Source organism: Natrarchaeobaculum sulfurireducens, from assembly GCF_003430825.1.
Classification (GTDB): Archaea; Halobacteriota; Halobacteria; order Halobacteriales; family Natrialbaceae; genus Natrarchaeobaculum; species Natrarchaeobaculum sulfurireducens.
In genome coordinates this window covers 3286678-3300142 of the sequence record NZ_CP024047.1, presented here as the reverse complement: position 1 = coordinate 3300142, position 13465 = coordinate 3286678, and the positions used below count along the sequence as shown (strand labels likewise).

The window sequence follows — 13465 nt, the reverse complement described above, 5'->3', positions numbered from 1 at the left end:
CTGTCCACCTATTCGATCGGTACGTGTCGAAAGTTATTGTAGTCGAGGTGACTTTTTATAGCCGGTTATCGACGTTTTCGTATGGCCGAAGATCGTCCGGTAATCCACGTTTCGACGGCTGCAGTAGTCGTCTGCGTCGTCGTTCTCCTGGGGAGTCTTATCGCACTTGCGGCGATCAACTCGGGAGTCGCGATCATCCTCGTCATCTTCGCGATGATCTTCGGCGGTGAACTCTTAGACCGAGTGACGACGGGCCTCGACGTAGAGTCATCTTCCCAGTATGCAGCCGAGTCGGCTGCCGACGACGACGCGGGAAGCGCTCTCGAGGTTCTCCGCCAGCGTTATGCCGCCGGCGACCTCTCCGACGCCGAGTTCGAACGCAAACTCGAGACCCTGGTAGCGACCGAAACCGTCGCCGACGTCGACCGGTACGTCGACGGATCAGGAGGCGACGCGGAACCGGACGCCCTCGAACCCGAGCCGGAACTCGAGCGAGGGTGATCGCCTGTTGCCTGCGTTACTGATCGGTCGTCGCGTTCGTTACTGATCGGTCGTCGCGTTCGTTACTGACCGCTCGAGTGGGACGCTCGAACCAATGTCCTCGTGGCTGTTACTAAACTTCTAAATCGAGATAATAACTTCTATTATCTTGGAAGCATAGTTGTTAACTGAATGTCCGACGACTCGATTCCCGTGACGGTACTGTCCGGAACCCTCGGTGCTGGCAAGACGACGACGTTGAACCACGTCTTGCACGAGACCGACCGCGACCTCGCCGTTCTCGTCAACGACATGGGAGAGGTCAACGTCGACGCCGACCGGGTTGCCGAATCCTCTGATATCACGGACGAAGACGAAGAGCTCATCGAGCTTTCGAACGGCTGTATCTGCTGTGAGCTGCGCGGTGACCTACTCGATGCGATCGGCGAGCTCACCGCCTCGGATCGTGAGTTCGACGCCATCGTGGTCGAGTCGACCGGCGTTGCCGAACCGCTGCCGGTCGCTCAGACGCTCACGCTCGGGTTCGATCAGTCCGATCTCGATCCCACGGAGTTCTACGAGGAGACCGGCATCGAACCGCTCGAGGGCTGTCACCTCGATACGACGGTCACCGTTGTCGACGCCCATCAGTTCCACGAGGCGATGCAATCGGATGAGGTCCTCGATGACGACGGAACGAAAAAGCACCTCGGCGACCTGCTCGTCGAACAGGTGGAATTCTGTGACGTCCTCCTGTTGAACAAGTGTGACCTCGTCGACGAGGACACCCTTTCGGAGATCGAGGAAACGGTGTCGGTCCTCCAGCCGCGTGCGGAGATCCTGCGGATCGAACACGGTCGTGTCGATCCCGACGACGTCATCGACACCGACCGGTTCGACTTCGAGGACGCGAGCCGATCCGCTGGCTGGATGCAAGAGCTTCAGGAGCCCCACGAATCGGCCGAAGAAGAACACGGCGTCACCTCGTTCGTTTTCGAGGCGCGCCGACCGTTCCACCCAGAGCGGTTCGCGGATCTGCTCGATGCGTTCCCGGAGGACGTCGTCCGTTCGAAAGGGCACTTCTGGATCGCAACCCGCGAGGACGTAGCGATCACGCTCAACGTCGCCGGAAAGTCGATCCGGGTCGCTCCAGCCGGACGGTGGGTCGATGCGCTTCCGGCCGACGAACGCGAGGAGCAACTCGAGGCGTATCCACAACTCGAGGACGCCTGGCACGACCGCTGGGGCGACAGAAACGACCGTCTCGTCGTGATCGGCGTCGAGATGGACCACGACGACCTTCGGGACGCGCTCGAGGCTTGTCTGCTCACCGACGGGGAACTCGAGGAAGACTGGTCGAGCTACGAGAACCGGTTCCCGCCGTTCGAGCCGTCAGCAGAATCGGAGGCGGAGGACGCAACTGACGGTCCAGGAGCGGAGACGGAAGACGACCAGGAAGAGATCGGGCTCGCAGACTAAATGGGTGGATCGAGTGTCAGAACGCGACGCTGAGTCCACCACAGCGGACGTAGCAGGTGAGCCACCGCTGCCCGACGTCTCGCCGTGTTACGAGGCGTACGTCGAGCGACGCGACCACCGCCCCGACTCCTGTACGATCTACTCGTCGGTGACGCTCGAGGCGACACGCGACCGCTGGATCAAAGCCTGGGGCGACGCGTTCGTCTCGCGTGAGGACGCCAGGTGAGCGTCGTCTCTCGGCTACTCCCTCCTGACCGGTTCGAACGTTCGTGTCGTCACGCCGAGCACGTCACGAGCACGTCGGTACGCCCGAGACGAGCACGCTATCGGCTGGCCCGCTCGGTCGGTCGATCGTGAAGATGGTATGACCACACACGCTCGTGTTATTAAAATAAATGGGCTATCGATAGCTATATCCTAGCAACTGTTTTTACGCTGCCTCACTCAATTTACTAACGCTATGGGATACAACTGCTCCACCTGCGACGAGAGCTTCCAGTCAGCGGCCGGCGTCACCCAACACGTCGCGTTGCATCACAACACCTGTGCCGTCTGCGACGAGGCGTTCGACGAGGTCGACGGCCTTCGCGAACACGTTCACGCGGCCCACTGATCGGACGGTCGACCAGACACTGCTTCTCGGTTCGAGTCCAACCGTCGACGCGGAGACTCGATGCCATCGTCACGCCGAACCTGTGACGATGATCGTCCTGGACGCGTGAACCGTAACCGTGTACCCCCCGAGCCTGAACGACACCTGGTCCGCGTTACGCTTTGCAGCGGCGTTGGCCGGAACGAAGAGGCTCTCCAGGCTATCAGGATCGATCCTGTCGTAGATTCGATCGAGTTCGTCGGGTGCCGTTTCAGAGAGCGCTATAACCGTCAACACGATCGTCATACGCTCGTGAGCCCGAATTAAACGCGACTCCTCGAGTCGGTCATCGTTCGGCGATGAGGGTCCAGTGACAGAAAGGCCCTTTTTGCCGGCGTTTCGGCGCTGTGGTCCGGGCGGAGAACGTGTGGGACGCCCGTGGGATCAGGTGGGCGTGGGATGTACTGGTGTGATATCGAATCGCTCGCAGCCGAATTCGAGGAAAGCAGGACTTTTCACCGGCGGAAAACTGAGATGCGTACTGATGTTCCGACGAACGCTCGAGCGGAGGTGGAGCCGATGACGACCGACATCGCCGAAATTACGGTGATCGGAGGGGACGACACTGGATTGGTCGCGCGCGTGACGAGCCTCCTGTTCGAGCGCGGACTCAACATCGAGGACCTCGATCAGGCGGTTCGTGACGGCGTCTTCCGGATGTACATCGCCATCGATACCTCGGAAATGGTCTGTACGGAAGCGAAACTCCGCGCGGATCTCCATACACTCGGTGACGACCTCGGCCTCGATGTCCAGGTTCGCTTTCCTTCGGACCGAGAGACACAACAGATCGCTGTCCTCGTCACCAAAGAGAGCCACTGTCTCGAGGCGCTGTTCGAGGCGTGGGCGAACGACGACCTCGGCGCAGACATCGGCGTGGTTGTCGGTAACCACGACGACCTCGAGCCGCTGGCCGACCACTACGACGTTCCGTTCCACGATATCGGCGACGAGGGCGGCCAGCAGAACGAAGACCGGCTGCTCGAGGTCCTGTCGGAGTACGACGTCGACCTCATCGTGCTCGCTCGCTACATGCGGATTCTCTCGCCCAACGTCGTCTTCCGCTACGAAGACCGCATCATCAACGTCCATCCATCGCTGCTCCCGGCGTTCCCCGGTGCTGAAGCCTATCGCCAGGCCGTCGAGGAGGGCGTCCGGATCGCCGGCGTCACCGCCCACTACGTGACGACCGACCTCGACCAGGGGCCGATCATCACCCAGCGGGCGTTCGACGTCCCCGACGACGCCGATGTGGAAACGATGAAACGGCGGGGCCAGCCACTCGAGGCCGACGCGCTTCTCGAGGCGGTTCGCCTGCATCTACGCGGCGACGTCTCCGTCCACCGCGGCCGCACGACGATTCGTGAAAACAGCGACGAGTACCTGCTCGGTCTTCCCGAGGAAGTCGCCGAGATCACGCCGGACCGGCCGATCGATGGGATTGGCCGTGCGATCACCGACGACAACTGATAGCAGGTCGAACGAACACACTCGACTCGACCTCGGGGCCTCGTGTCACGGCTGGCCGACGCCCGGAGCGAACAGGTCGGCTGACGACGATGCCGTCAGATTGCCCAAATCCGGTCTCTCAAGCCCCAATGGTAATACGCTTGGGAATTCTTCGATAGCGTCGATATTGTTGGCCGAACGTTTTCTGTCTCGGGTAGCTTCGTAACGTTCATACTCCCCGACGAGTAATCTTCGCATATGACACCCAACGTGGGATCGGTCGGCCGACGTTCGGCAGACGACCGCGACGTAGTCGCCGCGATCGACGAGATCGACGGTCGGCCACAGCTCGTCATCGCCGATCTCACGCGGGACGACGCGTGGGTCTCGATGCACGAGACGGCAGCCGCGTCCCTCGAGGAGTGGCGGTAACCATCGACTCGAGGACGACCGACGCTGGCCGGCTCCGCCGGACGGCCAGCGTCGGTCGTGACGACTGATTTTCGGCTGTTGGTAACACTTCGAGCCGCCGAGCTATTCGCTCCAGGCTTCGAGGCAGTCGTCGGCACAGAACTGCCGGTGGACTACTTGTCCGTCCTCGATCGAACTGACGACTCGTCGCTGGGGGCGCTCCTCGAGCGTCTCGCCGCAGTGGCGACAGCGGGCCGGGTCCGAATCGGTCGAATCGACCATTATCTGAGCCGACGGACGACCGGTCCTTGAACGAACTGTTTGCGGCGGTATCGACGGTTGATCCACTGACAATTCCTGAATCGTCCACTGAAACCACACGAACTCCTGGAGAGTCAAACGAACGTGGGATGCTGTGTGAGTATCGTGTTCGATCGTCAGCCTGTGAACGCTGACGCAGGCGTCGCTGCGGTTCAACGCGACGTCCTCGGACAGTGCTCGAGTCCACCTGAGGGGTCGCGACGGCTTCGGCCTCGCCGCTGGGCTGCGTCTCGCAGGATCTCGAGGACGGCTTCGGTGACGACTCGCATGCGATCGGTCGACTCGAGGTGGTCCGTCTGCTGGACGGGCTCTAGTAACAACTGCAACGAGTTACACACTGATCACCGATCCGTCTGGCGAGCGGGTACGCACTGACGTGCAGTGGCTACTGTAGAACTCGCCGTTTTGCATACAGCGGCGTTCGTCGCTGTCAGGTAGCGGGATTGGACACTCAGGTGCGAGGCGACGTGGGATTTTACCGTCAGTTTATGCCGGTCGATGGCCTATCTAGCCATGAGATGTCACAACAAGAAGTACAACAGGAGCTGTCCGTCGACGAGTACACACTTGGGCTCGTCGGCCCGGACCAGGAGTGGGCGGGTACCGTCGCCGACGGTGGCACGATCGAGACGTACACGCCGCCGGCGTGCTGGGGGCCGATGATCACGCCCGAGTTTCGCGGTGGTCACGAGGTAACGCGACCGGTTCGCGTCGAGAACGCCGAGGTCGGCGACGCGATCGCGCTGAAGATCCGGGAGATCGAGGTGACCAGCATGGCGACCAGTACGGGGACGATGCGCGAGCGCGAGGGTGCGTTCGGCGACGATCCGTTCGTCGATCACCGCTGTCCCGACTGTGGTACCGAGTGGCCCGACTCGGTCGTCGAGGGAACCGGCGAGGACGCCATCCGCTGTGCGGAGTGTGGCGCGAACGCCTCCGCGTTCGGCTTCGAGTACGGCTACACCGTCGCCTTCGACGACGACCATACGGTCGGCCTGACGATGGACGACGACGGGGCTCACGAACTCGCCACGGACGCAGCGGACGTGATGGACATTCCCGAGAACGCCCGCCAGCACCCGATCGTGCTCTATGAACCCTCGGAGATACCCGGCACGCTGGGCCGACTGCGCCCCTTCATCGGGAACGTCGGGACGACGCCACCCATCGAACTGCCCGATTCGCATAACGCCGGTGACTTCGGACAGTTCCTCATCGACGCCGATCACGACTGGGGACTCGAGAGCGAAGCCGACCTCGAGCAGCGCACCGACGGACACATGGACATCTCCGAGGTGCGCGCCGGCGCGACGCTCATCTGTCCCGTCAAGGTCGACGGCGGCGGCGTCTACGTCGGTGACCTCCACGCCAATCAGGGCGACGGCGAACTCTCCTTGCACACGACCGACGTCAGCGGCACCGTCCGGATGGACGTCGAGGTCATCGAGGGGCTCGATCTCGATGGTCCGATCCTTTTGCCAAATGCGGAGGATCTGCCGTTTATCAGCAAACCCTACAGTAACGAAGAACTCGAGACCGGCCGCGAGCTCGCTGCCGCTCACGGCGTCGATCTCGAGGAGGCAATGGGGCCGATCCAGGTCATCGGCTCGGGAGCGACGATCAACGACGCCACCCAGAACGCGTTCGATCGCGCGGGCTCGCTGCTCGACATGAGCGAGGGAGAGGTTCGGGCGCGGTGTACGTTCACCGGCGGTGTTCAGGTCGGCCGTCTGCCGGGCGTCGTCCAGCTCGACGTGCTCGCGCCGTTGGAGATCCTCGAAGAGCGTGGAATGGCGCATCTGGTCCGCGACCAGTACGACCTGTAGCGACGCGACCCGTTTGCGTCCGCTGTGGCTCGGCGACGGCGTCGGTCGGGAGAGTGAATCGAGCGCGAGCCGCGGTCCGCCGTGGGTTCAGTCGGCTTCGTTGGACTCGGCCTCGAGTGACGGCCCGCCGTTTGGGGTCGCGTGGAGTTGTTCGCTCCAGCTCGCAGAGACGACCGGAGCAAGGGCGACGAACGTGAGGATTGCGACGAAGATCGTCAATGCGACGCCGGCGACGCCAGCGATGGCGACTGTGGGGTCAAAGGGGGCGATACTCGATGCGACGACGCTAATGAGGGTCATTGCACTCAGCAGTATCTGGTTAATCCCGACATATGAGGGTTACTCTTTTCGATGAGCGAACCAGCGGTCGATCCACTCGAGGGGAGACGCTCTCGTCTTTTCGTCCGATCTGACGGGCGGGTCGACGGCGATGGGTCGTGTTGGCGGCTACAGGCCTTTTATCGCACCGATCGCACTCGAGAGCGGCGGCGCATCGAACCACTCCTCGCCCGTGTACGCGTTGGTGCCCGCACAGTACATGTCTCGAGCCGTCTCGAGCACCGACTCCTCGAGCGACTGTGGCTGTTGGTCACACAGCCCTTTCCAGTCGGCGACGTCCTCGCGTTTTGCCTCGGCTTTTGCGGCCTCGACGGCTCGGATCCACTCGGGCTGGGCGCGCTTGTGGTACTGGCGCAACACTTCCTTCGAGAGCTGGACTCCCTCGTAGCTAAAGCGGTTCTCGTCGAAGGTTCCGACGACGTCGGCGACGCGGATCTCGCCGTCGACGTACAGACACTCGATCTTCCCGTCTTCGTGTTCCAGCTCCGCCGAGGCGGCCTGGTCGGTGACGATCCGGTTGACCTCGCGGGCGATCGACTCGAGGTCCTCGACCGAGGCGATGCCAGCGATGGTGTCGGCTTCGGCGCGCTCGAGGTACCGGTCGCCCTCCTCGTACTTCGTAGAGAACTCGAGGATCGGCTCCTCGAGGTCGACTGCCTCGTCGGGCCACTCGTCGACTGCGAGGCCGTGGTCCGCCGGTTCGGTCCGGCGGCGTAGACTCGAGCCGACGGGGACGCGGTTTCGGAAGACGATCTCGAGGGGGATCAGGTAGTTCGCCGCGGCGTCCTCGTGGTACTGGTCGTAGTCGTACTCCCGGCCGTCGTTCGGCAGGTCGGGGACCTGCGTGAGATCGATCGCCATCTCGCGGGGTGGTTCGCTCGCGTCCGCGAGCGAGACGACAGTGCCGTCTTCGACCACGCCGCGGTAGTGGGTCGGGACGCCCGCACGCTCGAGCAGTTCGAAGTTGAACGCCCCCATCGTACAGAGACTTGCGCCTTTTTCGGGGATCGTATCGGGCATCTTCCCCCAGTCGAACACCGAGTAGTCGTCGGTGAAGACGAACGCGCCACGGCCGAGGCTGTCGGCCGTCGGCGGCTCGTCGACGCGGAACTCCTTGACGCTCGTCACGACTGCCACCTCGAGCGGCTGCGATCGCCGTCGTTCATATCTGTAGTCGTGAGGCGACACTCCAAGAAGGTTTCAGTATCGATCGCTGTGTCTTCGATTTCAATGGACGAATAATAATGTATGATTTCTACAGGGCCATAAACAATATCGTCTGTCGGGAAAATCGTTTCCGAAATGGCATCGATAGCTGGACGATTGCTTCCCGATCGGATCCGATCGAGTTACGTTACGAAATTTGGGCTCGTTGTTCTGCTCGTTCTCGTCGCGACCGTTGGTGCGGCAGTGTTCTTCTACGTCGACATCACGGACGATCTCACGACGAACGTTCACGCGGAGATGGAACAGACGGCCGTTGGGGATGCTGACGCCCTCGGCGAGTGGGTCGACTATCACGAACAGATGACGCTGATGCTCTCTTCGTACGACGAACTGGTGACGGGAACCGACGAAGAGATCGACGACACGTTGGATGCAGAACGTCGCGGGATGTCTGATGCACACGCGATTCACTACATCGACCTCGAGACGGACGAAGTCATCCACAGCACGGACGAGGCTGCCTTGGGGACGGATATCACCGACCTCGACCTCGAGTTACACCGGGGATCGGCCGCTGGCGCCGTCACTGAGTTTACGTATGAGGGCGAGTTGAACGTTCAGGTGAGCTACAGTGACGCCTACGAACGCGACGGGGCGGAGTACGTTGCCTTCTTGAGCCCGGTTGACGGAACGGACGACCGTGCCGTGATGGTCGAAGTCGACGCCACCGACCTCCCCGAGCGGTTCAGCGACCCGATCGAGGGCAGCTACACGCAAGTCGTCGACGCTGCCGACGGCGACGTGATGTCCGCTAGCGACGGTGACCTGATCCTTTCGCCATATCGTGACGGGGCCGACGAGAACGTTCTCGACACCGCGACAGCGGACGCCACTGCCATCACTGGGTCGGCCGCATACGACGACGACGGGCTCGCGGTCGGCTACGCCTACGTCCCCGGCACCGATTGGCTGCTCGTCTCGCATGCTCCCCAAGAGGAAGCCTACGCGATCACCGACGACGTCGTGACCTCGCTAGCTGGCTTAATCGCCATCGCACTGGCTGGCTTCGTCGTCATCGGGGCGACGATCGGCCGCTCGACCGCGCGAGCGATGGACGACCTCGCCGACAACGCACTGACGCTCTCCGATGGCCAGACGGACCTCGAGATCGCCGACGACGGCCGCATCGACGAGGTGGGTCAGGTGCGCGAGTCGTTCGACGGCATCCGCCAGTACCTCGAGACGGCCGCCAATCAGGCCGACGCTATCGCCCGCCAGGAGTTCGACGCCCCTGTCCTGAAAAAAGACGTGCCCGGAAAACTCGGCGACTCGCTCGAGACGATGCGTACGGACCTCGAGACCTACATCGACGACGTCGAAACGTCACGGGAGGAAGCCGAGGCCGCCCAGGCAGAAGCGGCCGAGGCTCGCCACGAGGCCGAGGCGTTGGCCGAGAGCCTCGAGCGCAAAGCCGGCGAGTTCGGACAGGTAATGACCGAGGCTGCCGAGGGTGATTTCACCCAGCGCCTCGACGAGGACGTCGACAACGAGGCGCTCGCCGAGATTGCACGTGCGTTCAACGGAATGCTCGAGGACCTCGAGCGAACGATCGTCGACATTCAGGCGCTCGCAGAGGACGTCGACCGAATCAGCACGGACGTCACCGACCGCGTCGCCCAGATCGAACAGGCAAGCGACGAGGTGAGCCGCTCGACCGAGGAGATCTCGACGGCGACAGCGGACCAGAACGAGCGCTTCCAGACGGTCTACGGCGAGATGAACGAACTCTCGGCGACGGTCGAAGAGATCGCCTCGACCGCAGACGACGTCGCGTCGGTCTCCGACCGGGCCGCCGAGCAGGCCCACGTCGCCGGGGAAGCGACGAGTGAAATCAGAGCGGAGATGGCCAACCTCGAGCAGCGAGCCGAAGAGATCACGACGCAGGTAGCCCAGCTAGACGCGGAGATGGGTGAGATCAGCGAGATCGTCGACCTGATCGACGACATCGCCGAGCAGACGAACCTGCTGGCGCTCAACGCCTCGATCGAGGCTGCGAGCGCGGCAGAGGGCGGCGACGGCTTCGCGGTCGTCGCGAGCGAGGTGAAATCGCTGGCCGAAGAGACCGGCGAGGCGACCCAGGAGGTCGACGCGCTGATCGGCGAGGTCCAGGGTTCGGTCGACGAGACCGTCGCGGAGATCGACCGTATGCGAGAGCAAGTCGACGACGGAGTTACCGTCGTCGACAAAGGCATCGAGGCGATCGACGCGATCACCGAGCAGGTCGATCGGGCCAACGACGGTGTGCAGTCGATCAACGAGGCTACAGACGAGCAAGCACGTGCCAGCGAACGCGTCGTCACCATGGTCGACGAAGCGACCGACCGAAGCGAGGAGACGAACGCCGAGACCGAAACCGTCGCGGCCGCCGTCGAAGAACAGACCGCATCCATCGCCGACGTCGCTACCGGTGCCCACTCGCTGACCGAGATGGCAGACGACCTCCGCGTCTCGCTCGACGCCTTCGAGGTCGACGCCAGCGCCTCGTCGGCCGACTCCGACGGCGTCCTGCCGAGTGGCGAGTCCCGAGGGTCGGCTACGGACGAGGTCGAACTCGAGTACGTCGGCGACTCGGTTGCCGACGCGGCTGCCGACGACCTCCCGTCGGTCGCCGACGAGGCTGCCGACGCGACGGACGCCGACAAGTAACGAACTCGAGCCGTCGCGGCCGCTACGGCGATTTCCGGGGCGAACGACGGACCGAAGCCGACCCTCCGGCGGCCCGCCGCTCCTTCTCGAGTACGCGTTTGGCCACAACTGCTAACTACGGCTGAGAGAACTGTCTCGGAAATGCCTCTCTCAGCTGCTCGTCTCCTCCCGGATCGGGTTCGTGGGAGCTACGTCGCGAAGTTCGCGCTGGTTATGGTTGCAGTGTTGGTGATCACGGTGGGCGCTGCGGCGTTCTTTTACGTCGACATCACCGGCGAGCTAACCGCGAACGTCCAGAGCGAGATGGAACTGGCGGCGGACGACGACGCGGGCGAACTCGCAAACTGGGTCGAGACGAACGAACAGGCGGTCGAAACCATCGCCACCCGTGAGGAAGTCGTCAACAGTGACGACGAGGCGATCGATACCGCACTCGAAGAGGAACTCGAGACCATGCCGACGGAGATCGTCGGCCTCCACTACGCCGACCTCGAGACGGGCGAGATCGCCCACAGCACGGACGACGAGACGGTCGGGACCGATCTCGCCGACCTCGACCTCGAGCTTCATACGCGGTTGAGCGGCGGCGACGTCACGGAGTTCGAGTTCCAGGGGGGGATCCCGGGAACGACCTATTCCGATACGTACGACCGCGACGGCGACCATTTCATCGCATTTTTCAGTTCGATCGACGGCGCTGACGCTGCGGTGATGATCGAAGCCGACGTAACCGAACTCGACGCGACGTTCAACGACCAGATCGAGGGCGGCTACACGCAGGTCATCGACATCGACGACGGCGACGTGATGATCGCAGACGACCACGATGCGGTGCTCTCGACGTACCGCGACGGGACCGACAGTCGGGCCGTCACTGAGGCCGACCTCGACATCGCTTCCGGTGCGCTCGAGTACGACGACACGGACGAGGTCGCCGCCTACGCACAGGTCGAAGGGACCGACTGGCTACTCGTCTCACACGCCCCCCAGGACGAGGCGTATGCGATCACCAGAGACGTCGCGACCTCCCTGATCGGACTGATCGGTATCTCGCTCGCGGGTTTCCTCGTCATCGGAGCGACGATCGGCCGCTCGACCGCGCGAGCGATGGACGACCTCGCCGACAACGCGACCGCCCTCTCTCACGGCGAGACCGACCTCGAACTCGACGACGACGGCCGCATCGACGAGGTCGGACAGGTTCGCGCGTCGTTCGACGGCATCCGCCGCTACCTCGAGACGGCGGCCGAGCAGGCCGACGCCATCGCCCGCCAGGAGTTCGACGCTCCCGTCCTCGAGGAAGACGTGCCCGGAAAACTCGGTGACTCGCTCGAGACGATGCGTACGGACCTCGAGACCTACATCGACGACGTCGAAACGTCGCGGGAGGAAGCCGAGGCCGCCCAGGCGGAGGCGGCCGAGGCCCGCCGCGAGGCCGAGGAGCTGGCCGAAGACCTCGAGCGCAAAGCCGGCGAGTTCGGGCAGGTGATGGGCGAGGCTGCCGAGGGTGACCTGACCCAGCGCCTCGACGAGGGCGTCGACAACGAGGCACTCGCCGCCATCGCCCGGGCGTTCAACGAGATGCTCGAGGACCTCGAGCGGACGATCGTCGACATCCAGACGCTCGCCGAGGACGTCGACCACGTGAGTACCGACGTCACCGGCCGCGTTGCCGAGATCGAGAACGCGAGCGAGGAGGTCAGCCGGTCGGCCGAGGAGATCGCGACGGCGACGGCCGACCAGAGCGACCGCTTCCGGACGGTCAACGGCGAGATGAACGACCTCTCGGCGACGATCGAGGAGATCGCTTCGACCGCCGACGACGTCGCGTCGGTCTCCAGTCGGGCCGCCGAGCGGGCCGACGTGGCCGGTGCGGCGGCCAGCGACATTCACGAGGAGATGAATCGCCTCGAGCACCGGGCCGAGGAGATCACTGCACAGGTGGGCCAGCTAGACGCGGAGATGGGCGAGATCAGCGAGATCGTCGACCTGATCGACGACATTGCCGAGCAGACGAACCTGCTGGCGCTCAACGCCTCGATCGAGGCTGCGAGCGCGGCAGAGGGCGGCGACGGCTTCGCGGTCGTCGCGAGCGAGGTGAAATCGCTGGCCGAAGAGACCGGCGAGGCGACCCAGGAGGTCGACGCGCTGATCGCCGAAGTCCAGGGTTCGGTCGACGAGACCGTCGCCGAGATCGATCGCATGCGCGAGCAGGTCGATCGCGGAATGGACGCCGTCGACGAGGGTACCGAGGCGATCGAGGGGATCACCGAGCAGGTCGAGCGGGCCAACGACGGCGTTCAGTCGATCAACGAGGCGACCGACGAGCAGGCGCGGGCGAGCGAGCGCGTCGTGACGATGGTCGACGAGGCGACCGAGAGCAGCGAGGCCACCAGGGACGAAACCGAAACCGTCGCGGCCGCCACGGAAGAACAGACTGCGACGATCTCCGACGTCGCCGCCGGTGCCCAGTCGCTGACCGAGATGGCCGACGACCTCCGGGCCTCGCTCGACGCCTTCGAGGTCGACGGCGGTGGCGGACGTGACAGCGAGGGCGAGCGCGCGCGTGAAACGGACATCGTGCTCCGACACGACGAGGACGACCTCGAGCCCGCAGACGGCTGACCCGGTCTCG

General features: G+C 63.6%; 14 protein-coding genes. 9 read left to right on the top strand and 5 right to left on the bottom strand.

Annotated elements, in window-relative coordinates; all coding sequences use genetic code 11:
* Window positions 1-81 precede the first annotated feature (81 nt).
* The 4 genes from AArc1_RS17340 to AArc1_RS18845 all read left to right on the top strand — a co-directional run bounded on the left by AArc1_RS17340 (window position 82) and on the right by AArc1_RS18845 (window position 2572).
* Entirely contained in the window at window positions 82-501 is a 420-nt protein-coding gene (locus AArc1_RS17340; RefSeq protein WP_117365531.1) for an SHOCT domain-containing protein, read from the top strand.
* Window positions 502-672: 171 nt separating this feature from the next.
* Window positions 673-1959: a GTP-binding protein gene (locus AArc1_RS17335; protein ID WP_117365530.1), complete on the top strand. Its 1287-nt coding sequence runs from the start codon at window positions 673-675 to the stop codon at window positions 1957-1959.
* A 13-nt stretch (window positions 1960-1972) separates the two neighbouring features.
* Window positions 1973-2185 carry a DUF7511 domain-containing protein gene (locus AArc1_RS17330; RefSeq protein ID WP_117365963.1) on the top strand — a complete coding sequence of 71 codons (213 nt, stop codon included), beginning with the start codon at window positions 1973-1975 and terminating at the stop codon, window positions 2183-2185.
* Between the two features lie 234 nt (window positions 2186-2419).
* Window positions 2420-2572 carry a C2H2-type zinc finger protein gene (locus AArc1_RS18845; protein ID WP_161958305.1) on the top strand — a complete coding sequence of 51 codons (153 nt, stop codon included), beginning with the start codon at window positions 2420-2422 and terminating at the stop codon, window positions 2570-2572.
* Window positions 2573-2641: 69 nt separating this feature from the next.
* Here AArc1_RS18845 and AArc1_RS17325 read toward each other — a convergent pair whose 3' ends face one another.
* Window positions 2642-2848, bottom strand: a complete 207-nt coding sequence (locus AArc1_RS17325; protein WP_133412301.1) for a HalOD1 output domain-containing protein — start codon at window positions 2846-2848, stop codon at window positions 2642-2644.
* 282 nt (window positions 2849-3130) lie between these two features.
* Here AArc1_RS17325 and AArc1_RS17320 point away from each other — a divergent pair, with 282 nt between their 5' ends.
* Both AArc1_RS17320 and AArc1_RS19200 read left to right on the top strand, forming a co-directional pair.
* Complete coding sequence (locus AArc1_RS17320; protein ID WP_117365962.1) at window positions 3131-4081, top strand: formyltetrahydrofolate deformylase; 951 nt, start codon at window positions 3131-3133, stop codon at window positions 4079-4081.
* Between the two features lie 237 nt (window positions 4082-4318).
* Window positions 4319-4492 (top strand): DUF7556 family protein, encoded by a 174-nt coding sequence (locus AArc1_RS19200; RefSeq protein WP_186336626.1) that lies wholly within the window; start codon window positions 4319-4321, stop codon window positions 4490-4492.
* Between the two features lie 102 nt (window positions 4493-4594).
* Here the strand turns inward: AArc1_RS19200 and AArc1_RS19195 are convergent, their stop codons facing one another.
* Complete coding sequence (locus tag AArc1_RS19195; protein WP_186336625.1) at window positions 4595-4753, bottom strand: DUF7576 family protein; 159 nt, start codon at window positions 4751-4753, stop codon at window positions 4595-4597.
* 191 nt (window positions 4754-4944) lie between these two features.
* Window positions 4945-5130 (bottom strand): hypothetical protein, encoded by a 186-nt coding sequence (locus AArc1_RS17315; protein WP_117365528.1) that lies wholly within the window; start codon window positions 5128-5130, stop codon window positions 4945-4947.
* 180 nt (window positions 5131-5310) lie between these two features.
* Here AArc1_RS17315 and AArc1_RS17310 point away from each other — a divergent pair, with 180 nt between their 5' ends.
* A complete protein-coding gene (locus tag AArc1_RS17310; protein ID WP_117365527.1) occupies window positions 5311-6618 on the top strand; it encodes an acetamidase/formamidase family protein in 1308 nt (435 codons plus the stop codon).
* Between the two features lie 87 nt (window positions 6619-6705).
* Here AArc1_RS17310 and AArc1_RS17305 read toward each other — a convergent pair whose 3' ends face one another.
* Complete coding sequence (locus AArc1_RS17305) at window positions 6706-6918, bottom strand: hypothetical protein (RefSeq protein ID WP_117365526.1); 213 nt, start codon at window positions 6916-6918, stop codon at window positions 6706-6708.
* Window positions 6919-7065: 147 nt separating this feature from the next.
* Window positions 7066-8085 carry a phosphoribosylaminoimidazolesuccinocarboxamide synthase gene (locus AArc1_RS17300; protein ID WP_117365961.1) on the bottom strand — a complete coding sequence of 340 codons (1020 nt, stop codon included), beginning with the start codon at window positions 8083-8085 and terminating at the stop codon, window positions 7066-7068.
* 174 nt (window positions 8086-8259) lie between these two features.
* On the opposite strand from AArc1_RS17300, the gene AArc1_RS17295 reads away from it, so the two are divergent.
* Entirely contained in the window at window positions 8260-10830 is a 2571-nt protein-coding gene (locus tag AArc1_RS17295) for a methyl-accepting chemotaxis protein (RefSeq protein WP_117365525.1), read from the top strand.
* A gap of 141 nt (window positions 10831-10971) precedes the next feature.
* Window positions 10972-13455 (top strand): methyl-accepting chemotaxis protein, encoded by a 2484-nt coding sequence (locus AArc1_RS17290; protein WP_117365524.1) that lies wholly within the window; start codon window positions 10972-10974, stop codon window positions 13453-13455.
* The last annotated feature ends 10 nt before the right edge of the window (window positions 13456-13465 follow it).

Coding starts and splice junctions, on each gene's coding strand:
- AArc1_RS17340 (WP_117365531.1), top strand. CDS start 82: ATGGCCGAAGATCGTCCGGTAATCCACGTTTCGACGGCTGCAGTAGTC.
- AArc1_RS17335 (WP_117365530.1), top strand. CDS start 673: ATGTCCGACGACTCGATTCCCGTGACGGTACTGTCCGGAACCCTCGGT.
- AArc1_RS18845 (WP_161958305.1), top strand. CDS start 2,420: ATGGGATACAACTGCTCCACCTGCGACGAGAGCTTCCAGTCAGCGGCC.
- AArc1_RS17320 (WP_117365962.1), top strand. CDS start 3,131: ATGACGACCGACATCGCCGAAATTACGGTGATCGGAGGGGACGACACT.
- AArc1_RS19200 (WP_186336626.1), top strand. CDS start 4,319: ATGACACCCAACGTGGGATCGGTCGGCCGACGTTCGGCAGACGACCGC.
- AArc1_RS19195 (WP_186336625.1), bottom strand. CDS start 4,753: ATGGTCGATTCGACCGATTCGGACCCGGCCCGCTGTCGCCACTGCGGC.
- AArc1_RS17310 (WP_117365527.1), top strand. CDS start 5,311: ATGTCACAACAAGAAGTACAACAGGAGCTGTCCGTCGACGAGTACACA.
- AArc1_RS17305 (WP_117365526.1), bottom strand. CDS start 6,918: ATGACCCTCATTAGCGTCGTCGCATCGAGTATCGCCCCCTTTGACCCC.
- AArc1_RS17295 (WP_117365525.1), top strand. CDS start 8,260: ATGGCATCGATAGCTGGACGATTGCTTCCCGATCGGATCCGATCGAGT.
- AArc1_RS17290 (WP_117365524.1), top strand. CDS start 10,972: ATGCCTCTCTCAGCTGCTCGTCTCCTCCCGGATCGGGTTCGTGGGAGC.